This is a genomic window from Paenibacillus farraposensis, assembly GCF_020736845.1.
Lineage (GTDB): Bacteria > Bacillota > Bacilli > Paenibacillales > Paenibacillaceae > Paenibacillus > Paenibacillus farraposensis.
The window spans coordinates 92,546-115,459 of record NZ_JAFFQR010000015.1 but is presented as its reverse complement, the minus strand read 5'-3'; the positions used below and the strand labels follow the sequence as shown (position 1 = coordinate 115,459).

20 protein-coding genes, 1 pseudogene and 1 riboswitch are annotated in these 22,914 nt (G+C 46.9%); of the genes and pseudogenes, 5 read left to right on the top strand and 16 right to left on the bottom strand.

Annotation, left to right across the window (positions count from 1 at the left end; translation table 11 throughout):
- Positions 1 to 4 precede the first annotated feature (4 nt).
- A complete protein-coding gene (locus JO375_RS03475; RefSeq protein ID WP_229523149.1) occupies positions 5 to 463 on the bottom strand; it encodes a chemotaxis protein CheX in 459 nt (152 codons plus the stop codon).
- Between the two features lie 429 nt (positions 464 to 892).
- Here JO375_RS03475 and JO375_RS03470 point away from each other — a divergent pair, with 429 nt between their 5' ends.
- The gene (locus JO375_RS03470; RefSeq protein WP_229523148.1) at positions 893 to 1,795 is read left to right on the top strand and encodes a LysR family transcriptional regulator; all 903 of its coding nucleotides are present in this window, start codon (positions 893 to 895) and stop codon (positions 1,793 to 1,795) included.
- A 61-nt stretch (positions 1,796 to 1,856) separates the two neighbouring features.
- Positions 1,857 to 2,666, top strand: a complete 810-nt coding sequence (locus JO375_RS03465) for a histidinol-phosphatase (protein WP_229523147.1) — start codon at positions 1,857 to 1,859, stop codon at positions 2,664 to 2,666.
- 346 nt (positions 2,667 to 3,012) lie between these two features.
- Here the strand turns inward: JO375_RS03465 and JO375_RS03460 are convergent, their stop codons facing one another.
- The 9 genes from JO375_RS03460 to JO375_RS03420 form a co-directional block, all read right to left on the bottom strand.
- Positions 3,013 to 3,822 carry a Cof-type HAD-IIB family hydrolase gene (locus JO375_RS03460; protein ID WP_229523146.1) on the bottom strand — a complete coding sequence of 270 codons (810 nt, stop codon included), beginning with the start codon at positions 3,820 to 3,822 and terminating at the stop codon, positions 3,013 to 3,015.
- A gap of 1 nt (position 3,823) precedes the next feature.
- On the bottom strand, positions 3,824 to 4,624 hold the full coding sequence (locus JO375_RS03455; RefSeq protein ID WP_267497662.1) for a DeoR/GlpR family DNA-binding transcription regulator: 801 nt from the start codon (positions 4,622 to 4,624) through the stop codon (positions 3,824 to 3,826).
- 418 nt (positions 4,625 to 5,042) lie between these two features.
- Positions 5,043 to 5,663: a GNAT family N-acetyltransferase gene (locus JO375_RS03450; protein WP_229523145.1), complete on the bottom strand. Its 621-nt coding sequence runs from the start codon at positions 5,661 to 5,663 to the stop codon at positions 5,043 to 5,045.
- A gap of 51 nt (positions 5,664 to 5,714) precedes the next feature.
- On the bottom strand, positions 5,715 to 6,458 hold the full coding sequence (locus JO375_RS03445) for a metallophosphoesterase family protein (protein WP_229523144.1): 744 nt from the start codon (positions 6,456 to 6,458) through the stop codon (positions 5,715 to 5,717).
- Positions 6,459 to 6,562: 104 nt separating this feature from the next.
- Entirely contained in the window at positions 6,563 to 7,507 is a 945-nt protein-coding gene (locus tag JO375_RS03440) for a metallophosphoesterase (protein ID WP_229523143.1), read from the bottom strand.
- A gap of 65 nt (positions 7,508 to 7,572) precedes the next feature.
- On the bottom strand, positions 7,573 to 8,382 hold the full coding sequence (locus tag JO375_RS03435) for an aminoglycoside N(3)-acetyltransferase (protein ID WP_229523142.1): 810 nt from the start codon (positions 8,380 to 8,382) through the stop codon (positions 7,573 to 7,575).
- Positions 8,383 to 8,557: 175 nt separating this feature from the next.
- On the bottom strand, positions 8,558 to 9,325 hold the full coding sequence (sdhB, locus tag JO375_RS03430) for a succinate dehydrogenase iron-sulfur subunit (protein WP_229523141.1): 768 nt from the start codon (positions 9,323 to 9,325) through the stop codon (positions 8,558 to 8,560).
- An 18-nt stretch (positions 9,326 to 9,343) separates the two neighbouring features.
- Positions 9,344 to 11,089 (bottom strand): succinate dehydrogenase flavoprotein subunit, encoded by a 1,746-nt coding sequence (gene sdhA / locus JO375_RS03425; protein ID WP_229523140.1) that lies wholly within the window; start codon positions 11,087 to 11,089, stop codon positions 9,344 to 9,346.
- Positions 11,090 to 11,178: 89 nt separating this feature from the next.
- Positions 11,179 to 11,853 (bottom strand): succinate dehydrogenase cytochrome b558 subunit, encoded by a 675-nt coding sequence (locus JO375_RS03420; protein WP_229523139.1) that lies wholly within the window; start codon positions 11,851 to 11,853, stop codon positions 11,179 to 11,181.
- Positions 11,854 to 12,184: 331 nt separating this feature from the next.
- Here JO375_RS03420 and JO375_RS03415 point away from each other — a divergent pair, with 331 nt between their 5' ends.
- Positions 12,185 to 13,090: a LysR family transcriptional regulator gene (locus JO375_RS03415; RefSeq protein WP_229523138.1), complete on the top strand. Its 906-nt coding sequence runs from the start codon at positions 12,185 to 12,187 to the stop codon at positions 13,088 to 13,090.
- 6 nt (positions 13,091 to 13,096) lie between these two features.
- On the opposite strand, the pseudogene JO375_RS03410 reads toward JO375_RS03415, so the two are convergent.
- Positions 13,097 to 13,319 (bottom strand): annotated as a pseudogene (locus JO375_RS03410) (TrkA family potassium uptake protein); the annotation flags it as partial.
- A gap of 88 nt (positions 13,320 to 13,407) precedes the next feature.
- Positions 13,408 to 14,748 (bottom strand): TrkH family potassium uptake protein, encoded by a 1,341-nt coding sequence (locus JO375_RS03405; RefSeq protein WP_229523137.1) that lies wholly within the window; start codon positions 14,746 to 14,748, stop codon positions 13,408 to 13,410.
- A 51-nt stretch (positions 14,749 to 14,799) separates the two neighbouring features.
- Between JO375_RS03405 and JO375_RS03400 the strand changes: the two genes are divergently transcribed.
- Together JO375_RS03400 and JO375_RS03395 are read left to right on the top strand one after the other, a co-directional pair.
- A complete protein-coding gene (locus JO375_RS03400) occupies positions 14,800 to 15,057 on the top strand; it encodes a hypothetical protein (RefSeq protein ID WP_229523136.1) in 258 nt (85 codons plus the stop codon).
- Between the two features lie 25 nt (positions 15,058 to 15,082).
- Positions 15,083 to 15,229: riboswitch (cyclic di-AMP (ydaO/yuaA leader) on the bottom strand.
- Positions 15,230 to 15,491: 262 nt separating this feature from the next.
- Entirely contained in the window at positions 15,492 to 17,219 is a 1,728-nt protein-coding gene (locus JO375_RS03395; protein WP_229523135.1) for a CPBP family intramembrane glutamic endopeptidase, read from the top strand.
- 86 nt (positions 17,220 to 17,305) lie between these two features.
- Here JO375_RS03395 and uvrC read toward each other — a convergent pair whose 3' ends face one another.
- The 4 genes from uvrC to JO375_RS03375 form a co-directional block, all read right to left on the bottom strand.
- Entirely contained in the window at positions 17,306 to 19,318 is a 2,013-nt protein-coding gene (gene uvrC, locus JO375_RS03390; RefSeq protein WP_229523134.1) for an excinuclease ABC subunit UvrC, read from the bottom strand.
- A 162-nt stretch (positions 19,319 to 19,480) separates the two neighbouring features.
- Entirely contained in the window at positions 19,481 to 19,798 is a 318-nt protein-coding gene (gene trxA, locus JO375_RS03385) for a thioredoxin (RefSeq protein WP_229523133.1), read from the bottom strand.
- A 121-nt stretch (positions 19,799 to 19,919) separates the two neighbouring features.
- Positions 19,920 to 20,867, bottom strand: coding sequence for a primosomal protein DnaI (gene dnaI, locus JO375_RS03380; protein ID WP_229523132.1), 948 nt, complete (start codon positions 20,865 to 20,867; stop codon positions 19,920 to 19,922).
- Between the two features lie 266 nt (positions 20,868 to 21,133).
- Complete coding sequence (locus tag JO375_RS03375; protein ID WP_229523131.1) at positions 21,134 to 22,651, bottom strand: replication initiation and membrane attachment family protein; 1,518 nt, start codon at positions 22,649 to 22,651, stop codon at positions 21,134 to 21,136.
- Positions 22,652 to 22,914: the final 263 nt, after the last annotated feature.

Sequence of the window (22,914 nt, the reverse complement as noted above, 5' to 3'; positions counted from 1 at the left end):
AATATTAAGAGATCATGACCTGAATATCCAGTTCTCCGATTCCTTCCATGGTAAGCGGAATAGAAAGGGCACGCTGAGGCACAAAAGTAGTCAGGTTTGCTGTTTTCATCACCTGCGGAGGAGTGATGTCGACGACGATTCCCTGACTGGACAATATCGTGCTGGCATTTCCGCTAATCATATTGCCCAATTCGGAAATTGCACTTTTTCCCATCTCGTCAATTTCAGTCAAAACAAATCCGCCCATCATTGCTGATACCATACGTAGCGCCACCTGTTCATTGAGGCCGAACACAATATTTCCACTAATCTGCCCGGTCATGCCGATCATGATCCAGATATAGTCATCTACCAGCTCGACATTTTTCATACCGAGACTACCGGGTGAGGGGGAGACTTGGATCAATTGTTCAATGACCCGTCGCGCCGACTCCAAAAAAGGATTTATCACTTCTGCCTTCACGATCATTGCGCCCCTTTGCGATGGGCTTTTAGACACACAACAAAAGTCCCATTTTGATTAGAATTTTAAATTCAAATGATGATCCCAGCGAAATCCATTCTCAACAAAATGCTCTCTTTATCACTTATCGACAGCATCCCGGCAATTATTTATAGCTAAATCACAAAAAAATGTGAAAAATGTCCTATATCCCACTTCCTAATTGAAGTTTAACGGATCATTTTTGATGCATATCAGGACTTTAGTCTCTATTTTCCATTATACCATACTTTACAGTGCTCTGCTTCGGTTCATTGCCCTTCGTGCCCGAATCACCTATAATTTAATGAAATAATTCATAACGACGGTTTTACATATGAAATGGGAATTGGTTAAAAATACTCAGTCTATACCGCTGCGACAGGATGAAGATAAGAAAGGAGGAACTTCATGAACATCAGTCAACTCGAAACGCTTATCATGATTTCCAAAACCATGAGTTTCCGAAAAGCCGGAGAACTTCTCAATTTGACGCAGCCTGCGGTGTCCGCCCAAATCAAAAGTCTTGAGGACGAGTTCAAGACCATTTTGATTGACCGCAACCAACCCGTCACTCTGACCGACCGTGGGGCTGTTTTTTTGGAGCACGCCGAGCGCATACTGGAGGTTGTGGAGGAATTACGGCAGAGATTGTACGATTTAAATGAAACCCCTCAGGGGCATATTGCGCTGGGTACCACCACATCCATCGCCATTCAGATTTTACCGCGCGTGCTTTCCTACTTCCAGGATCAGTTCCCGCTCATCAAAACCTCCATTCAATCCATGGCCTCCTCCATGATCTATCAGCAGGTGGAGAACGGACTTATTGATGTTGGCATCGGCTATCTGATCGAGCGAAATCCGAATTTGAGCACTTCAGTTCTGTATTATGATTTCTTTGAGCTTGTCGTATCTCCTACTCATCCACTGGCCTCCCAACCGCATGCTACCATTGAAGCCCTTCGGGAAATTCCGCTCATCCTGCTCTCTCCCGATACGGTAGGACGAAAATTCGTGGACGATGTATTTAAAAAGCACCAGATCGTGCCGCATGTCGTGATTGAGCTGTCCAGCAGTGAGGAAGTCAAACGGATGGTTGAAATTAATCTGGGTGCTGCCATTATCTCCAGATTGTCGGTCACTTCCGAGCTGCGTACAGGCACATTAAAATTGATCCATATTCCCGAACTGGAGGTAAGTCATCCGGTAGGAGTGATTTATAAATCCGGTCGATATCTTAACTCGGCTATGCAGCAATTTTTAAGTGATCTGAAAGGGATGCCGGAAACGAATTTTACCAGTTCTGAATAATGTAATTGGCGATGAACACCATATGGAATTATGAACCTTGATTACGAAAGGAAGAAAGGCTATGAAATTTGATTTGCACACCCATCATTTCCGTTGCGGTCATGCGGACGGCAACATTCGAGATTATATTGAAGCAGGCATTCAGTCGGGCTTGCAAGCGATTGGCATTTCGGACCACTCCCCTTTCCTGGGCAGCGAGCAGGATCAAGCTTTTCCGAAAATTTATATGGCCAAATCCCAGCTTGCCGAGTACGTCGAAGAGGTTCAACAGCTAAAAAAAGAATACGAAGGCCGCATCGACGTCCTGCTCGGACTGGAAACCGATTATTTTCCTGATTATGCGGAGCTGTATCGTTCTACACTCGCCCCTTATCCGTTTGATTACCTGATCGGGTCGGTTCACAACGTTGAAGGGGACAGCATTTTTAATCGTAACCGTTGGAAAAAATTAAGTGACGCTCGCAAAATCGAGGTCAAACGTGCTTACTATTCACTCATTCAGGAGTCTGCGCGCAGCGGGATGTTCCAAATTTTGGGCCATATTGATGCGATGAAGGGGAATTTCCCGGCTTTTTCAGACATTCCTGCCAATGAGACGATTGATAAAACCTTGCGGGTCATCGCGGAATGCGGTGTGGCTATTGAAATTAACACTTCAGGTAAAACCAAGCTGAGTGGCGGATGGTACCCGTCCGCATCTATTTTAGAAAGAGCTCATCATTTTGGTGTAGAGGTCACATTTGGGTCAGATGCCCACAAGCCTTCACGTGTAGGCGATGATTGGGATGAAGTGAAGGCAATGCTGAAGGATATTGGCTTCCGTGAATGGGTTTATTTTAAAGAAAAACGCAAAATTCCGGTGACGCTTTAAATTGTTTGATATCTTTGGGTGAGGAGAATTACATATGCATGTAGAAGATTCTATAGACAATCTCAAAAAGCTAAAGCATGACATCACGCGCTTTATGCTAATTCTATAAATTCGCACTCGACGAAATGGAAACGAAGATTGAAATATAAAGCAGGAGTTTTGATTAGGCGGTAATCGACTGCTATACGGATGATAAAATCTTATGATGGCTGTTGCAAGGGGATTCTCTGGATTGTATAAGCTCTTTAACAAGTGGAATCCCATTGCAAAGGCGAACGCTCGTGCTTCTTCAGATTCAAATCCTCTGACATCAGTCACCTTTCATACTTATCAACCTCTTTCCGAATTATCTGAAGACGTTCTTTTCTAAACTCAAACTTAATCCCTCTTCATCATTGCCGTATGTGACTTGGTTCGCATGCTTTTTAACTTCGTCAGGCGCATTCCCCATTGCAATGCCCAGCCCCGCAAATTTCAGCATGTCAATATCATTGAAATTGTCACCGATGGCCATAACTTCTTCCTTCTTGAAATGATATTGGTTAAGAATCTGCTGAATCGCTTTGGATTTCGAAGCATCTCCAGGCATAATCTCCAAATACGTATCTTTTGATTTGTAGATGTTTAGAGCGGCGTTATCTTTTTTTAATACTTTTTCAAGCTTGTCGATTTCCTTAGCCGGACCCATACAAAGGATTTTATGCACTTCCGGGCTTGTATTGATGAAGCTTTTAAAGTTGGCCTGAACTGGCTGAGCACCGGTGATATCTTGCTCTTGAACAACCCATTCATCTTGTGGATTTTCGACAACCCATTGATCATGGCTGTAGATGCTCATATGAATATTGGAGAATTTACTTTTTACGGTCTCATGAATGCCAATCACGTTCTCTTGAGGCAAGCCTTTGCTAAAAATAGTTGTGTTGCTCCTGCAGTCTATGACCAGGGAACCACTATAGCAAATAATTGGTGACTCGATTTGCAATTCCCTTTGGAGCGGCAAGATTCCACTTGGCATTCTAGCAGAAACAAGAACAAATGGTACACCCAGGCTTGTTGCTTTTTGGACCGCAAGCTTTGTTTTTTCGGTTATCATGTGACTGGAATTGATCAGAGTCCCGTCTATATCACTGAAAACTGCTTTTATTTTCGTCATGTTAACCCTCCGAGAAATAATCTTTTACTTCCTTCCCTTCATGAATAAGCTTGATTTCAACATTATTTTCCTCAACTATTTTTCTAAAGTTATCTGGTGGCTTTTCATTGGTAATGATTGTATCAATATCACTAAAATCAACCCCCTTATAGGAGCTGAGTTGGTTAAATTTCTGTGAATCCGCCAACAGAATAACCTCTTTTGATCGTTTTGCCACTACATTTTTTATGATTGCATCTTCAATGTTTGAATAATAGATGCCATCTTTTAGAATACCCGCTGCACCAAGGAAAACTTTATCAAAGTAAATATTATTTAACTGAGATGCCATAGTAGCGTCGAAAAAAAATCGATTTTCTTGATTCAACTTTCCTCCTAGCAGGTATACATCCACCTTTTTGTTATTAGACAGTGCTGCTGCATTATCGAGGGAATGCGTATAAACTATAGAACTGGTGTGGAGTTGATCACAGAGAAATTTTACTGTTGTCGAGACGTCCAGAAAGCAAAGGTCACCTTTGCTGATATAAGAAGCAGCTATTTTTCCAATGATATATTTATCTTCAGAAGAAGCATGGATCCTTTCCTTATATGCTTTGATTTTGTCATTAAACTGGGGCAGAGCAATACCTCCATGAGTTCTTATCGCAGCACCTTCATCCACTAATTTAATGAAATCCCGCCGGGCAGTGTCTCTGGAAATACCCAACATATCGCATATTCTCTGATTTGAAACCATCTTTTCCTGATGAAGCTTCTCCAGAATTTTGACTAACCTTTCTTCTTGATAAATAAGGATCACCTCCACATATAATTATAAGTATTATTGCACGATTTGTTAAGTAGTTTTAAGTATTATTCTTTAAGTAAATGTACTTAAGACATACAGTCAGAGGGATAATCGTTTCTTTCTCTCCATGAATGGCTTCCCGAACTGATAGATCGCCTGTACCGCTCTTATTGAATCATAGGTGTGTCTGTAATCGTAGAGAGGGCCAACTGCTATAAAAAAGAGGGACCCGAAGCTTCGGGTCCCTAACATGAAAAATGCCCTGATATCATCGAACAGACTGGCCTCAAAAAAAAAGAAGACCCGAAGCTCCGGGTCTCAGCAACATATATTATTCAAAAGGGGGTCATGTCTGTATTGTACCCGTCCTGTGTTAGAGTTGTTTTGCAGTTATATTTCATCTTTGTAACAAAATATTCCTCTTCGAATTCTATGCATAATCCCCTTGGGTAATTGAGAACACCAATACATTCGGTACCTCGCCTGAATGATCATAGGAACGAATGATGCGGAGCAGCCGCATCCTGTTTTTGACAAGCACACGCACGGAAGCATGATTATCCTCTTGGCAGCGACCTTCAATTCGTCGAAGCTTCAAGGAGCCAAAGCCAAATTTCAGCATCACGTCCACGACCTCCGTAGCCAGCCCCTGCCCCCAGAAGGGTCGATCTAAAATATACCCCAGTTGCGCCTCGCCCGTGCCCTCATTCCATTGCTGAAAAGAAGCAATGCCAAGCAGCTTTGAAGGCAAAAGTTCCCTGGCTTCCTCGTTGAGTTCATCCGTTCCGTTGCCTTGATCTGTATCTGCTTCGCGCCATTCCACTGCAAAATGCAGGGAATCCATGGAAGCAGCAGCTACTTTGATTTGGGCAACCAGACGCTGCATTCGCGCATGGACGGGCTTGCGAATTCGATTCACGTAGCGGATGACTAACGGATCGGACAGCATCCGCTCTAGCGAAGGATAATCCTCCGCTTTTAGCTGGCGCAATCGAACACGCGGGGCATACAGCGCCGGGAGCCCTGAACGAAGCATTTGTTTCGTCAGCACGATGATCCCTCCTGCGGATGGATTGGCTTGTTGAATTGAATGCTCATGATATTAATCCAGATCCTGAATTCCCCGGTAAATGCCTGTGCGCAGCTCCCGAATATAATAGGACAAAGAGGGGACATCTGCTTCTTCTGCTTGCTTCACCGCCAGTTCTATATCGTAAGGCACACGTACAAAATGAATGGAAAAAGGGGCTGCTTGCTCCTCTCCCATGCTTCCTTCCAGAATACAGTAAGAAGCCTGGGTGATATCCAGCGGGTTGCCAACACTCCCGACATTAAAAAGCGTCTTTCCTTGGAAATGCTGAATAAAGGCATTATGTACATCTCCATAGCCTACCACATCCGGGGAAAAAGCGTCTTTTCCGTGCTCCTCAGCTAACGGATCAAACATCGCTAATCTTTTTTCCGGCTCATCCCAAGGTTGTACGCGGTGATGCACACTTTGGGGAGAGGCATGCACCAGACGGATACGACGACCGCTCATTTTAAAATCATAATGAAACGGCAACTGTGCCAGATACTGTACTCGCTCTGTGCCCAAGCGCTCGGCTTGCCAGCTAAAATTGAGCTCATCGGCAATGCTGACCACCAGTTCATCCCAATTCCCCCGCACAACAACCCCACAATGTTGACGGATAGCATCCAGAACCTCGCATGGGCTCGGCCCTTTGCCGATCAGATCCCCCAAACAAAATACATGGCTAATGCCTCGGGAAGCAATATCCTCCAGCACCGCCTCACAGGCTGGCCAATTGCCATGAATATCTGAAATGACAGCAATACGATCCATCAAAACCTCACTCCTTTGTCCGAAACAGCTACATCCCTACACTATATTCAAGCCTTCTTTATGCAGCTCTAGGCGCATGCTGGTGAAGATAAAAATATTATGGCCTATTGGCCAGATTTTAGTGTAATAACACTAAGCTCTGGTCTGCACAGCATACGAATCGGCAGATGTGTCATGCCAATCCCGCGACTGACATAAAGCGGCATCCGGTTTGCCCCTATATGAAACAGCCCCTGAATGTATTTGCGTCCGCCCGGAGGCGGCATCGGTGCTCCAATGACAGGCAAACGTATCTGTCCTCCATGCGTATGCCCCGACAGTTGAAGATCAAAGGACATTCGCGCCGCCACATCCGCATAATCCGGCTCATGCATCAGTAATAGCTTGCACATCTCCTCGGGGAGGCCATGAATGGCACGGCGCGGATTGGGCTTCCCCATAATAGGATCCTCTAAACCAACAATCGCCACACGCTGTCCCGCCCGCTCCACAATGGCATGCTCGTTCCTCAGCAACGTAAATCCGGTCTTCGGGTATAATTCCTGAACTCCGGCCGGTAAGCCCCTATAATCATGATTGCCCAGAATGGCGAATTTGCCAAGCGGCGCGTGCATGGAAGCCATAACCGGAACCGCAGCCTTCATGGATATCGCAAAGTCATCCACAATATCACCTGTAAAACAGAGCAAATCCGGCTCCAGGCCGGCAATCCGGTCCGCAAGCCCACGCAGATCCTGCTCATCCATGTAAAAACCCAGGTGCACATCACTGAAATGTACGACCTTGATCCCGTCAAAAGCAACCGGTAGACGGGGCAGAGATAAGGTGAAGCGTGTAATCTCCAAATGGTTAGGCTCCCATAAGGAAGCGTATCCGCCAGTCAACAGCACAGTTCCCGCTGTGGCTAAAACCGCTTTTTTCAAAAAACGGCGACGGGAAGGGTTCGCTGGGACGTTTGAAGCGGAACGCCGCGAAGATCCAGGTGGGATTGCGGTCTCATTGTTCAGACCATCCTGATTCTCGCGGCGGGTTTGCGGCGTCTTCTCCATATGCCTGCCCCCTTGATATCTATTTCTCAGTTCGCTCTTCGGAAATTCTCACTCTCTCGAAAATTCTAGCGATTGGCAGGCAGCCATTGCACCGCATAGTCTACCAAATTACGTTGTCTTGCCAAAAAGCACGAAGCCTCTCCGATATTGACACGAGTAAAGCAACTAGGACAATCCCGTTCAAAATCATGTCCTAACTGCTCGAAATCATCCGAGTTAATATTAAAATCTTGGAAAGATACCCATACTTTGGACCCATCTACCATCATAGGCGCTTGATGTGTGATTTTTTCACGTCCGTTATACGTCGTTCGATATTCGGCCAGATGCAAAGACGTATTGCTGTCATGTCCGCAGCCCAGCAGCAGCACATAGGCATCTATCTCGTACAGCTTCGCCAGTGGAGAATGTTCCCCCAGTCCAAAGTCGAGCGGATGATCTTCCAGCAAGCCTGAAGCAGCAGGCCCGCGTGCCGCCAGCGACACGTGCGGATGCCCGCTGCGCTCTGTTCCCGGCAGACCGCGGAATGTTTCTACAATGACCCCCATCCCCCCGGTCAGCGTCCAGGCAGGGTCATAAGCGGGCATTTCCTCGCGGACAAGCTCCCACCAAGACTCATCCAAAGGTGGATTCATCCAGTTCGACGGATCGGTCAAGTCATGTGACTGTGTCGGCATGACCAGCGTTCCTTTCGGGCCAATCGCTTCTGTTAATGCCGCAAGAATGGCAGAGGCCCCGCCCAGAACAAAACGTCCGAAGCTGCGCATCGAGGAGTGAACAAGCAGCGTCATTCCGTTCCGAACTCCCAGCTCCTCTAGTCCTTTTATTACATCCGACCTAGTGACAGGCCGATGCGTTATCGGTTGTACAGTCACCTGTCCAGCCTCCTTTTTCTCCAAAAACGATATACAATATCATAATTATACCATAAGTGCTATACGACTCTCTTCCATGCTGCCTTCATCTCCTGTGAACGCAAAAAACAGGCTGTTTCCGATTGGGAAAAAGCCTGTTTTGATATAACATGTCCGCTGGCTGCTGCTAGAGAGGCTAGACAGTCAACCAACGCTTGAACATATGCTTGGTCGTTTGCTTGTTCATTTCGGCGATAGAGGTAGTTAACGGAATTCCTTTTGGGCAAGAGCGTACGCAGTTTTGCGAATTGCCGCAGCCCTCCAGTCCGTCATCCTGCATCAGGGCGTCCAATCGTTCTTCCTGGTTCATCTCTCCTGTCGGATGGCTGTTAAATAGACGAACCTGAGAGATCGCCGCAGGTCCAATGAACGTCGTCTTCTCGTTGACATTCGGGCAAGCTTCCAGGCAGACACCGCAGGTCATGCACTTGGACAGCTCATACGCCATTTGACGCTTTTTCTCCGCCATTCTGGGGCCAGGACCCAGATCATAGGTGCCGTCAATCGGAATCCATGCCTTGACCTTCTTCAGCGCATTAAACATCCGGCTACGGTCGATGACCAAATCCCGCACAACCGGGAAGGTGCTCATCGGCTCAATCGTAATCGGCTGCTCCAGCTTATCAACCAGCGCGGCACATGCCTGACGCGGCTTGCCGTTAATCACCATAGAGCAGGCTCCGCATACTTCCTCTAGACAGTTTGACTCCCAGCAGACCGGTGCCGTTTCTTTACCGTGACTGTCCACCGGGTTGCGCTGAATTTCCATGAGGGCGCTGATGACATTCATCCCTGGCCGATATGGCAATTCGAATTCTTCTTTATATGGAGTGGCATTCGGCTCATCCTGACGCGTCACAATGAACTTCACCGTTTTATCCGATTTCACTGCTTGCTCCGACATCTACATACACTCCTTTCATTATTTGCTTTTGGAATAATCCCGTACGCGCGGCTTGATCAGCGAAACGTCGACTGCTTCATATGAAATTTGCGGTCCTTCCGGTGTCCAGTCTGCAATGGTTGTTTTCAGAAACTCCTCATCGTTGCGATCCGGGAAGTCCGGCTTGTAATGGGCCCCGCGGCTTTCGTTGCGCAGCAGCGCCCCCTTGGTCATCGCTTCAGCCAGCTCCATCATATTCCACAGCTGGCGTGTAAACGCCGCACCGGCATTGTTCCAGCGTGAAGCATCATTAATGTTAATGTTGGCATAACGCTCCTTCAGCTCTTTGATTTTGTCGATCGTAGCTTCCAGTTTGTCATTATACCGAACGACGGTCATATTGTTCGTCATCCACTCGCCCAGCTCTTTATGAAGTACATAGGCATTTTCTTTGCCGTTCATGTGCAAAATACGCTCATACTTCTCTGTTTGCTGTTTTACCGCTGCATCGAACACGGAGGAAGCTACATCCTGTGCTGATTTTTTGATCCCCTTAATGTATTCCACAGCCTTCGGTCCAGCCACCATTCCGCCATAAATAGCTGATAGAAGCGAGTTCGCACCCAGACGGTTCGCTCCATGATACTGGAATTCACATTCCCCGGCAGCGAACAGCCCCGGTATATTCGTCATCTGATTGTAATCCACCCACATGCCGCCCATTGAATAATGGACAGCCGGGAAAATTTTCATCGGAATTTTACGCGGATCATCACCTACAAATTTTTCATAGATTTCAATAATCCCGCCCAGCTTTACATCCAGCTCTTTCGGGTCCTTGTGGGACAGATCAAGGTACACCATGTTCTCACCGTTAATGCCAAGCCCTTCATCGACGCATACACTGAATATTTCACGTGTCGCAATATCGCGCGGGACCAAATTTCCGTAAGCAGGATACTTTTCCTCGAGGAAATACCACGGCTTGCCGTCCTTGTACGTCCAAATCCGGCCCCCCTCGCCCCGTGCCGACTCGGACATGAGACGCAGCTTATCATCACCTGGTATAGCCGTCGGGTGAATCTGGATAAACTCACCATTCGCATAGCGTACGCCTTGCTGATAAACTGCACCGGCAGCAGTACCGGTATTAATAACGGAATTTGTCGTTTTGCCGAAAATAATGCCAGGACCGCCCGTTGCCAAAATAACGGCATCCGCTACAAACGTTTTCACTTCCATTGTACGTAAATCCTGCCCGCAGATCCCACGACAGATGCCTTCCTCATCCAGCACCGCCTGTAAAAACTCCCAGTTTTCGTATTTGGTCACCAAACCATCGGATTCCCAGCGCCGAACCTGCTCATCCAAAGCATACAGGAGCTGCTGTCCTGTGGTCGCTCCAGCAAAGGCTGTCCGATGATGCTGGGTACCCCCAAACCGGCGGAAATCCAGCAATCCTTCCGGTGTCCGGTTAAACATAACCCCCATGCGGTCCATGAGATGGATAATTCCTGGAGCTGCTTCGCACATTGCTTTTACCGGGGGTTGATTGGCCAGAAAGTCCCCGCCATAAACCGAATCATCAAAGTGAATCCAAGGCGAGTCTCCTTCACCCTTGGTGTTTACCGCACCGTTGATGCCGCCTTGAGCACAAACGGAGTGGGATCTTTTTACCGGAACCAAAGAAAATAAATGAACGTGAACCCCTGCTTCTGCTGCCTTGATCGTAGCCATCAAGCCCGCCAGACCGCCGCCCACGACAATAATGTTGGATGCTGCCATTTCTGCTCACTCCTTTTTTCCAGGATTTATAAAATCCTCTTGTCCGTTGGATATAAAATTTAAAAGCGATATTATCGTATGAATTACGTTTACAGTAGCTGCTGAATCGCGCTGCATTGTATCATTGCGGTAGCCGTTTCCTGGAATTCCGCGCCGCGGAATGCAATCAAAGAAGCGATAAAGCCCAAGGACACCACCACGAACAGGGTCATGCAGATATAAGAGGATACCTTTTGTGCACGCGGTCCCACGGTAATGCCCCAGCTGACCATAAATGCCCATAGTCCGTTGGCAAAGTGGAAAGAAGCCGATACTACGCTGATTAAATACAGAATAAAATAGACTGGATTCGTCACAATCCCGTGCATTACACCGCCCAGTTCCTCATGCGTTACATTACCCAGAGCAACCTGAATGCGCGTGTCAAAGACGTGCCAAATAATGAACACGAACGTAATGACGCCGGTAATGCGTTGGAACAGAAAGCGCCAGTTGCGCGAATAGCCGAACCTTTTGACATTCGGATCAGCCTGATAAGCAATATACAAGCCATAGATTCCATGGAACAGCAATGGCAAGTAAATGAACAGCGTTTCAAGTACAATCACCAACGGCAAACCATTCAGAAAGGCTACGCTGCGATTGAATCCTTCCTTCCCACCCTCTACTGCAGTGAAGTTGGTCACCAAATGCTCAACAAAAAATAGAGCCAGCGGGATGACGCCAAGAAGCGAATGCAGCTTTCTGGAGTAAAATCCTTTCATATAAATAATGCCCCCTTCTCCTAATAATAGCGTTTTCAATAGTAATATAAAATATGAGAAAAACGTCTATCGACGTACTTTCACAGAAGCCAGACCGTATTTAGCGGAAGTTTTTCTTGCGATTATAGAATGGCTCAGCTTCACTAAATATTCTATAATCTTGAAATGGCGCTTTCACAGAAAATGTCCAACAAGGTATCCCTTAAAGGGAAAAACAAAAGTGTGAACATCTTGTGTCGCTTTTATGTTACTCCTTTTCGACTTATAATGGAATTGCAATATACGTATTAATTATTATGTTTTTTTTGCATATAGAAAGGAAGTGGATGATTTGTTTGAGGATTTAAACGCCTTTGCTGTTATTGTCGAGCAATCGAGCCTGAATAAAGCCTCCAAGCTGCTGAATCTGTCCCAACCTGCCTTGTCCCGCAAAATCGCCAAGCTGGAGGAAGAACTAGGTGTACATCTCTTTGATCGGCGGGGCAAGCGGCTTGAAATCACGTCAACAGGGCGATTTGTATATACTTTCGCGCTGGAGCAGCGGCAACGACAGGTCCGCTTTTTACAGAAGCTGTCCCAGCACAAAAACGAAGCCCAAAGCATGCTCACGCTGGGCGCAAGTCTCACGACACTACAAACGACGCTGCCTACCCTTGTCGAAGCCTTTATGGGCAAGCATCCTCAAACTGAGTTAAAACTACTCACAGGCAAAACCCATGAAATCGTCGCCTTTGTACGCGACAAAAAAGCAGACGCCGGTGTTGTCGGATCTGCCATTCATGAGGCTGGATTGCGCTGCATTCCGTTATTTGACGATCATTTGGAGCTGGTCGTTCCGATCGGACATGAATTGACGGTCAAAGCAGGGACCGCCTCCATGAAAGACCTGCAAGGGCTGCCCATGATTATTTTCTCCAAAGGAACCTGGTATCGCAGCTTGACGGATGACTTGTTCCAGCGTAGCGGTATTATGCCGGATATCCGCATGGAAATCGACTCCTTCGAAGCGATTGTACGTCTGCTTACGATCTGCAAGGCCTCGGCACTACTGCCCAAATCCTATTTGCGCAGCGAGCTGTTGCGGGATAATGGACTTACTGCGCTGTACTTGCCTGATCTGAAGGAGACACGCCGAACGACCTCTCTTATTTATTCGGAGACGGCTGATCTCAGCCCGACCGCTCGCCAGTGGATTAGTGAGACACGGGCTTCTTTTGCAGGCTATCGTATGGTGTAGTAGAGGTCAGCCTTCTTGATTAATGTTCACAACCTCATGCTCGAAGCGGGCGATATTGTCATTGGAGCCGATAATAACCATGATATCGTCCGCTTTTAGCCGATCCATAGCCGTTGGTGCAATCAGAATACGGTACATTTAGTTCCACAATACTGTATTCTTTGGATAGCTCCAAATAGTCGAGCAAATTAGGTGTGACCAGTTGATGAGCCACCCGTATGCCCATATCCATCAATTGCAAAGCAGGCTTGAGCCAAATCGCCCCAATCCAATAACTACAAACTGCTGCTGCGTTTTCATATCTACCGAAAGCTCCCCTACCCTATAATCATCTTACCTTCAGGATACCGATATAATTCCTTCCCCTTTTTGGGACCCAGAGCATAAGCGAGCGTGAGCGGACCCAGTCTGCCTGCAAACATCGTCAAGGTAATTACCAGCTTGCCAACGACTGTCAAATCAGGTGTAAGCCCCATCGATAGTCCGACTGTCCCAAAGGCGGACACCGTTTCGAACAAGATCATCAGAAAATGATGATCCTCGATTGCCGACAAGATCATCGTTACCCCGATTACGAATAACAATCCCAGCAGTGTAATGGTCAGAGCCTTGTAAATTCGTCCTTGTGCAAGCCGATATTTGAACAGTACAATGTCTTCCCGGCCTCGCAGCATTGACATCACCGCTCCAATGAGCAGCGCGAATGTGGTTGTTTTAATTCCGCCTCCAGTAGAACCGGGGGAAGCCCCTATGAACATCAATATAATGATAAAAAATTGTGTTGCCTGCCGTAAACTGGCGATATCCAATGTATTGGCACCAGCAGTACGGGGTGTGACCGACTGGAACAGTGATCCCAGCAGCTTTCCTCCCCAATCGAGCGAGCCCAGTGTTTTCGGATTCGTAAATTCAAACACAAAAATGACGAGCGTACCGACCACAATCAGGGCCGCCGTCATGCTAAGTACGACCTTGGTATGCAAGGCCAGTTGCTGACGCTTGCGATATTCTGTCAGATCTGACATCACCACAAAGCCGATGCCTCCCGAGATAATCAAAAACATAGCTGTAAAATTGACAATGGGATCATATACATAGCGTGTCAGGCTGCTAAATTCTCCGAATAAATCAAACCCGGCATTGTTAAACATGGAGATCGCATGCCAGATTCCAAAATAAATCGCCCTGCCTACAGGCATATCTAAGGACCATCGAACCGCAAATATTACAGCACACACGCCCTCAATGACCAGCGAATACAATAACACTTTGCGGATCAAGCCGACGATTCCCTCTATAGAGGTCTGATTCATTGCTTCCTGCAAAATGAGGCGTTCCCGTAAGGAAATCCGACGCTTGAATACCAGCGCAATCAGTGTTGCCATCGTCATAAAACCGAGACCGCCGACCTGAATGAGCGCTGCGATCACTACCTGACCAAAGGTTGTAAAAAAGGTACCCGTGTCCTTAACGACAAGTCCTGTGACACAGGTCGCGGAGGCCGCTGTAAACAAAGCGTCTATAAACGCAAGTGGCTTCCCGGTTGTATTGGCAATCGGCAGCATTAACAATAAACTACCAATTAGAATGATTATGGCAAAGCCCGCAACAAATATCTGCGGTGGAGAAAACCGAAACCAGCTGGCATTGGGATTCATGAAATCATCACTTCCCTACTTGGTGAATTATGACCATGGAGATCGCTCCGGGTGCAGATTATTCTTCCGATTGCTGTTACCCCCAGATTGTTTTCTGATTTTATAAGCCCTTTAATGGTAAAAACCAGTAATAAAGGAAAACGCTTTCACTTCTCCAGAACAATTCTGCCCCCTCCGCTACTGCCAGCCCATAAAATCACCAATCTCTTTTTAGTTCCCTTTCAGTTACTCACCATACCTCATGGAACGTTTGATGGCTTTAAGGCGGGCACCAGCGAAGCGGTCCATTTGAATCTGGAGAAGCGGTAGCACTCGCCTTTGCCTCTGAATTTTAACCTTATCAAGGTAAAGACACGAGGTTAGCTGACGGATTCGGGTAGTACCATTATGCTATCTACACGTCCGGTGCGAGACCGGCAGTAAATTTCACCCCAGTAACATGGTTCCCCGTTTTCCTATGGAAATTCGGCTCAAATGTAAAGCGTTACCTATTAATTTTATAGGCATATATTTCAAAATTATAATACTTATGTACCCAGATCACAAAATCAATTTCCTCGAAAAAACGTTAATTTAACCTTATTTTGCGAATAGGCATGGTTTAATCGCTGGTTATCTTATTTTATTGAAACTTTAGGGTGTTTTCACTTCATTTTCATGAATATCTGAGGTGTGTTGGCGGTAACCTGTGCAGTATGATATCTTTAATGGATGCACTTATTTATAAATGAAGGAGGAAGTTCATGAATCCTATCGGGAAACCGGTCGTGCTCTCGGTTAACTTCAAAAAATTAGGCTTGCTGGCCGGGATTGGCCTGATTTGCTTTTTTATTTTTCAATTGCTGATTCCCTCGCTTAGCAACCCAAATCCGGAATCATTGATGAACACATCTACCATCAGCAAGCAAGAAGCGGTTATGCACGCACTGGACTTTGCCCGCTCCGAGCTGGGCTATACTGATACGCTACCAGAAAAACCCGTCGTCACCTATCAGGCAGAAACGGATTTGTACGGCTATTTGTCCAGAGAAAAACTGCTTCCACAGTACGACCGTACATGGAAAAAAAGCTACCCTTATGAAACTTTTCGGGTTGATCTCCCTGAGACTTCTACGAAGAGCAAATGGCAAATTCACGTTGATTTATCCACCGGCAAGGTCGTCAGCTTTAAGCGCCTGACCTCCAGCATCAATTATACGCAGGCCGATATTTCTACGGATAAACAAGAACGCAGCAGACTTGTACGCGCGGCCGAGGGCGACATGACACTCCAGGCCAAAGAGCAAGCGGCAGCTGTATGGATCAAACGTTTTGGCTTTAAGCCTTCGGATCTGAAGCTTGTGACCAGCGAAGGGGAGGGTGGATTAAAGTACACCGTTAATGGTAAACAAATCGGCTCCTCAGTGCTTACACTGATGTTTACTTTTGAAGATGGGGATGTTCGCTCGTTTGCGCAAAGCTTTTCTGTCCCATCGTCTTATACCGATTATGTCAATAAGCAAACTTACTGGGCCAACTGGATGACTTATGCCGGTTATGCCTTGTTTAGCTTTGTATTGGGTGTACTCGCGATTGTATATGCCTCACTCACACGACGCCATACATCCTTTGTACGCGGCATTGCACTGTCAGTTGTGTATTTTGTTGCCAATATGGTTGGCACACTAAACATGCTGCCATTGCTACAGGCAGAAGCAGGCAGTAAAGGCGCGTTTCTATTTCTCATGGTTTTACAGATTGTCATTTCCTTGGCTATGACCGTAGCACTCTACTTCTCACTGGTCGGCGGTGACGGGCTTATGCGTCAAGTTGGACTCAATGTATGGCCACGTGCCAAAGAGCCGGGCTACGGGCTGTATGTGCTTCGCAGTATGTATGTTGGCTACCTGTGGGCCTTTATTTTACTTGGAGTACAATCCATTTTGTTCTTTATATTGGAGCGAACATTTCACACGTTCTCCACCACAGATGCCACCCAATCACCATACAATATGGCTTATCCATGGCTACTGCCGATTATGGCCTGGATGGCAGGTATTGGGGAGGAAGCCGTATATCGTCTGTTCGGTATTCCGATGGTGAAAAAAATAGTGAGGAGTACTTTCGTCGCTTCACTGATCACCACGCTCATATGGGCTCTGGGGCATACCCTGTATCCGATCTATCCGGTCTTTTCCAGACCTATTGAGCTGACCTTCCTCGGCTTGCTGTTCAGTTTTGTGTTCCTGCGCTACGGTTTTATCGCCGCTATGTTCAGCCACGTTATTTTTGACAGCATCCTCATGAGCTTTAGTGTAATGAGCCTAGGAAATACCGTGAACCTGATCGCAGGTTTGTTCTGGATTGTACTTCCGGCCCTTGTGGGTTACATGTTTTACTGGTTTAGTCCCAAAAAACCGAATCGAATCATGTTTGAGCCCTTAGGAAAAACGCCTAACGACGTACTTTCACAGAAGCCAGACCGCCTTTAGCGGAATTTTTTCTTGCGATTATAGAATCGTTCAGCTCCACTGAAAATTTACAAATTCTATAATCATAAGAAAAGAGGAGCCGTATTCTACGACTCCTCCTCCCGAAGGGCAGTTATAATCTGACGAGCAAGCTTATCACCAATCGAAAGAGGCCGGAAGTCTTCGACGCTGGCCTCTCTTATTTTTTTGAGAGACCCAAAGTGCTTCAGCAGTAGCTTGCGCCGCTTCTCGCCGATGCCTGGAATGGAATCGAGACGGGATGTTACCATGGATTTGCCGCGCTGTTCCCGGTGGAATGTAATGGCAAAACGGTGAACCTCGTCCTGAATCCGCTGTAATAAATAAAATTCTTCGCTATTGCGTGCCAGCTTCACAACCTCAAAAGATTCTCCCACTAATAGCTGGGAAGTTCTATGCTTGGCATCCTTTACAAGGCCGCACACAGGAATGCACAAGCCCAGTTCATTTTCCAGTACATCGATTGCTGCCTTCATTTGCCCGCGTCCACCATCGACAATAATCAGGTCGGGGCGCTCCAGATCTTCCTTCAGCACACGCTCATATCGACGCCGAATAACCTCACGCATCGTTTCATAATCGTCCGGCCCCTGTACAGAGCGGATTTTATATTTGCGGTATTCCTTTTTGGCAGGCTTGCCGTCAATGAATACAATCATGGCGGAAACAGGGTCAGAACCTTGTATGTTGGAGTTATCAAATGCTTCGACCCGATGCAACTGCTCCAGTCCAATAGCACGCCCCAGATTGCTGGCGGCCTTGGATGTCCGCTCCTCGTCCCGCTCGATCAACTTAAACTTCTCATCCAAAGCGACACGTGCATTTTCCGTCGCCATTCCGGTCATTTGTTTCTTCAGCCCGCGCTGAGGCACAAGTACCTTCACTTCCAGCCATTCAGCCAGAGCAAGGGCCGCCGCAGCAGGCTCCACCAGTCCACCGGCAAGTTTGGCGCCTGTCTCCTTAATCCCGGTCTCCTGATCTGCAATCTGCTCTGTGTTTGTTGTCTTCGCATAAGAAGCTGGTTCTTCACCCACCAGTAATACGTCAGCAGGCCGCTCAGCGTTATATTCTACATTCTGTGCGTCCGTTTCTGCCTGCTGTACCAGCTTGGGGGTATCCGGCAGCAAAATTTCCTGTGGGACTGCCGGGTTGTCACTGTAATATTGCGTCACATAGGACATAAAATCACTGTACGCCTCGCCGTAGAAAGGAAAAGTCGACATATGCCGCTCGATCATTTTACCTTTGCGAACATATAAGATCTGTACACACATCCAGCCTTTGTCTACCGAAAAACCGAATACATCCCGATCCTTGGCATCCGATGTTGTGATTTTCTGTTTTTCCATCATGGCGTCAATGCTGATAATTTGATCCCGCAGCTCCTTGGCACGCTCAAAGTACAGTTCCTCTGCGGCCTCCTGCATTTTACGCTGAAGATCTTTTTTAATTTCCTCATGTCCCCCGCTCAAAAAAGAAGCAATCTCCTGACCAATCTGGTCATATGTTTCCTTATCGACCTTTTTTACACAGGGCCCCAAACATTGGTGCATGTGGTAGTACAGGCATACTTCCTTTGGCATCACACCGCACTTGCGCAGCGGATACATGCGATCCAGCAGCTTCTTCGTCTGATGTGCAGCATAGGAATTAGGATAAGGTCCAAAATATTTTGCTTTATCTTTGAGAACGCGCCGGGTCACCTCCAGCTTGGGGTGGGCCTCGTTCGTAATTTTTAAATATGGAAAGGTTTTGTCATCCTTCAACAACACGTTATAGCGCGGCTGATACTTTTTGATCAAATTGCACTCCAGAATGAGTGCCTCCATATTGCTGGCTGTAACGATATATTCAAAATCACGGATGTCGGCTACCAGTCGCTGCGTCTTTCCGTTATGGCTACCTGTAAAATAGGAACGGACCCGGTTTTTCAACACTTTGGCCTTGCCGACATAAATAATGGTGCCCTGGCCGTTCTTCATCAGATAACAGCCCGATGCGTCCGGCAGCAACGCTAACTTGTGCCGTATGTTTTCCAGCGCCTTCTCCTGTTCCTGCAAGTCCTCCGCATAAGATTTCATCTGACCCGGTTCCCCCTTCCATTCTTAAATGACTATTTAACTATGATATATTATACAGGAATAGTACACAAAAACGCCCCCGGTATATACAACCGGAGGCATTGACCATTCATTCATGGCCGCTCCCCAGGCCCCTGCGGGAGCATGGGTCACATGCGATGATTATTGGTGCTTGTTAAGCATATTTTTCAGCGCTTCTTTCGAGTTCAGGCCCACCACTTTATCAACAGGCTGCCCGTCTTTGAAGACGATCAGGGTAGGAATACTCATAACGCCGAAACGGGAAGCAGACTCTGGATTTTCATCCACGTTTACTTTCGCAATTTTGACGCTGTCACCAACCTCAGCAGACAGATCCTCCAGAATAGGAGCGATCATTTTGCAAGGACCGCACCATGGCGCCCAAAAATCAACCAAAACGGTTCCTGTGCCTTCGACTTCTGTGTTGAAGGATTGATCGGACACGTTAACAATTGCCATTGTATGTTCCTCCTTTATAGAAAAGTCAAGATTATTATAACCTGTAATGTCTTTTTCGACACCTATTGATTATATCACAATAGTTTTTTAATTGTAAGATATCAAAATAGCAGACAGATGCTTACCCCCGCTGGTTTTTCCCCTTCACCGTAATCACATCTACAAAAGGACGAATGCGGTCCAACAAACGTTGTCCCTTGTAGATTTCTTCTCCATCCTTGCTCGTAAAGCTGAGATGCTTCTCCAGCCCTTCCAACGTGTAATTGGAGGTATAGAAGGTCGGTTTGCGGTTCATGCGGTAATTCAAAATGGAGCCCATCACATGATCCCGTACCCATGGGCTTAAATTTTCGGCCCCTATATCATCAAATACGAGCAGATCACAGTTTTTTAGCATTTCGGTCGTTTCTTTCAATTTCTGCCCATCCTGAATCATGGACTTTAAGTCCTCTACAAAATCAGGCATATACACGATCACACCGCTCATCCCGAACAAAGCCAGCTCATGCAGCAGGTATCCCATTAAGAAAGTTTTTCCCGTACCAAACGTGCCTTCCAGATACAGTCCTTTTTTTAATAAGCCTTGATTTTTGGTCTCTTCAATATAACGGAATACCTGATTCACTGCGGGTACCCGCTGCAAATCCTTACGTGCAATTTCAACGGCATTATATCCTTCCAAAAGCGCCCGCTCATCCACATAAAAGCTTTTGATTCGCTGACGTACCCGCTGTTCATGCTGGGAAGCTACCAGCTTGGCGCAAGGAGTCCGAATATCCACCATTTCTGCCGTTCCATTCGGATATTCCACACCCAGCTTGCAAAAGTGGCCCTTAAAATCGTTAGGACACTGTTCCAGCCCCGGGCAATTGTCACAATTTCGACGATCCCGGGCATACTGAAAGAGCATGCTCATATTGAGCCGCAATTGCGTTTCGTTCACATCCGGATGCGCAGCGCAAAATTCCTTTACCAGCGGATCATTCAGTACCTGGTCGGCTACATTGCGCGTGCGCTGGTGGAACGACGGGTTCTTCATCTGCTGCAGCAAATCGCCCAGTGATTCCAAAACGCTCCTCCTTTCTAAAATGTGCAGAGTTATGGGGCAGGAGAACGCTTCGCGGATGGATCATTCTTACGATCGCTGTTGCCACCGGATTTTTTCCTAATTGAAATAAGGATTTAAAGGTTAAAATCCGGGGATAGCTTATGCTTACGATGCCATCTTTCCTTTGGAAAGCTTTCAGGCGAACGCTATCGCTTCTCCAGAACGATTCCATCCGCTCCTACCAATCGCCATAAAGTCGACACATATTTGAATTGGCTTAAAATCCACTACACCTTTTTTTGCTTGCCCGATTGCATTCGTTCGGCCAGGCGCAGCAGCTCATCCAGTTCTTCCTCGGATACGGGTTCCTCGGAAGGCTGACCTTGCACAATCGGAATCGCTGGCTTGGCAGAGCCATTATTTTTGGCATACGAGCGGGAACGGCCGCCAGAAGGAGAAGCAGCGGACTGCTTTCCCTTTACCTTGGCCTGGTCCCGTATATATTGAACAGCCTTTTCGTATGTGTTTACCTGCTTAAGCAGCATATTGGAAGCCACGGCCTCGACAAAGTTGCGGTTGATCCGTTGGTCACTCCCCGACACGAGTAGAGACATTAAGTAATGGATAAGCACATTGATGACTTCACCCGGCAGCTTATAGCTGATATCAATTTTTTCGAATATGTCCAGCAAGTTGCCAGGAACTGTGCCGGGGAAAAAAGTTTGCAGCAACCGACGATAAGGCTCGTTGCGCAGCATCATATTATACTGGTGAATGTCACACTTGGCCGTGAACTGAGGTGGCACCTCTACATAAAATTCCATCTCCACCGCCTGCTCTGCGGGCGGCTCATCAGGAGTAGAAGCTTCCCTCTGGCGCAAAGCGACCACCTTGGCAGCCTGCACCTGCTGTTCTTCCTGACGCTTTCGCTCCTGTCTAGACTGCTGGCTTGCCCGGAACTGAAGCTCGTCGAGCAGTAAATCGCCTGCTTCGGTAAAAATCCCGTCCTCATCCAGCAAGCGGCTGATGTCCTGTACAGATAACCCGAATTTGCGAACGACGTAATTCACCATGCCCAACTGCTCATGTTCAAAACGCAGACGCTCCACGTGCTTGCGATTGACGGATTCGCGCGGAAAACGGAGAATGATGTCTGCATAGTTCAGCGCTTCCTCCGACTCCGGTCTTAACGCACCAGTCTGCCGGCCGGTGGACACTTCGGACAGTGCCTGCTCCAGCTCATAATCTATAACATGGGTATTGAGCTCAAACAGTTCATAAAACGGAACCGAAATGTTCTCTTTATTATAGGAAGATTGCGACCACTCAGCAGATTCTCTGCTCCATAACGATTCTCTCAGAGAGAGAACCGCAAACTTGCCGATTTTGTCTCTGAGCAAAAGGGTGAGATGCTGCGTTCTAAAAAATTCGACAGGTGCAAGTGGCGGCTGCAGCTCATATTCATACACATAGTCGTCCGTTTCGGGTGCATACAGCCTGGACGTCTGCAACAGACCGACAGCCTCCAGTTTGGAGGTTTGTTCAATCAAATACTTTCGTCCCCTCTCGCTCGGCTCCAGTCCCAGTGTCAGAAAAAGTCGACGCTGCTGTTCCAGCGGCGAATAACCAATTTGTCCGACCGGCACATGCTGGAACAACAGTCGATATAGACTGACCGCAAATGCGCCTATCATCGGCTGATAGACGCTTCCCAGCATCAATTCATCCAGTGCGCTCAAACCAAATTCCCGATAAACGCAGTAGCGGTGGTTCTCAGTATAGTGCAGCAGGTTTTTCATCCGCATTCCAACATTCTTCCTTTCCTGACATAACGGTCTCCAAGATGTTTTTCTATTCTATCATACTTGTCCTTTGCTGGAACCAACAAAATAAGGGCAATTGTCCTCCATTTTGGCAGTCCTATTCGTCTGTGTTCTCCTTTTTTCGCGAATGCTAACGATTTTATGACTTTTGTGACCTCCATCATGGAAAAATATAATTCTTCACACTACTTTCATTGGAGAAAAATTTTATTTTGAGCTACAATATAATGGTTAAGCATACCGTA

What these genes read in the sequence shown, in the direction of transcription:
- JO375_RS03470 (WP_229523148.1), top strand. Translation starts at nt 893, where the DNA reads ATGAACATCAGTCAACTCGAAACGCTTATCATGATTTCCAAAACCATG.
- JO375_RS03465 (WP_229523147.1), top strand. Translation starts at nt 1,857, where the DNA reads ATGAAATTTGATTTGCACACCCATCATTTCCGTTGCGGTCATGCGGAC.
- JO375_RS03460 (WP_229523146.1), bottom strand. Translation starts at nt 3,822, where the DNA reads ATGACGAAAATAAAAGCAGTTTTCAGTGATATAGACGGGACTCTGATC.
- JO375_RS03445 (WP_229523144.1), bottom strand. Translation starts at nt 6,458, where the DNA reads ATGGATCGTATTGCTGTCATTTCAGATATTCATGGCAATTGGCCAGCC.
- JO375_RS03440 (WP_229523143.1), bottom strand. Translation starts at nt 7,507, where the DNA reads ATGGAGAAGACGCCGCAAACCCGCCGCGAGAATCAGGATGGTCTGAAC.
- sdhB (WP_229523141.1), bottom strand. Translation starts at nt 9,325, where the DNA reads ATGTCGGAGCAAGCAGTGAAATCGGATAAAACGGTGAAGTTCATTGTG.
- sdhA (WP_229523140.1), bottom strand. Translation starts at nt 11,089, where the DNA reads ATGGCAGCATCCAACATTATTGTCGTGGGCGGCGGTCTGGCGGGCTTG.
- JO375_RS03420 (WP_229523139.1), bottom strand. Translation starts at nt 11,853, where the DNA reads ATGAAAGGATTTTACTCCAGAAAGCTGCATTCGCTTCTTGGCGTCATC.
- JO375_RS03405 (WP_229523137.1), bottom strand. Translation starts at nt 14,748, where the DNA reads ATGAATCCCAATGCCAGCTGGTTTCGGTTTTCTCCACCGCAGATATTT.
- JO375_RS03395 (WP_229523135.1), top strand. Translation starts at nt 15,492, where the DNA reads ATGAATCCTATCGGGAAACCGGTCGTGCTCTCGGTTAACTTCAAAAAA.
- uvrC (WP_229523134.1), bottom strand. Translation starts at nt 19,318, where the DNA reads ATGAAATCTTATGCGGAGGACTTGCAGGAACAGGAGAAGGCGCTGGAA.
- trxA (WP_229523133.1), bottom strand. Translation starts at nt 19,798, where the DNA reads ATGGCAATTGTTAACGTGTCCGATCAATCCTTCAACACAGAAGTCGAA.
- JO375_RS03375 (WP_229523131.1), bottom strand. Translation starts at nt 22,651, where the DNA reads ATGCGGATGAAAAACCTGCTGCACTATACTGAGAACCACCGCTACTGC.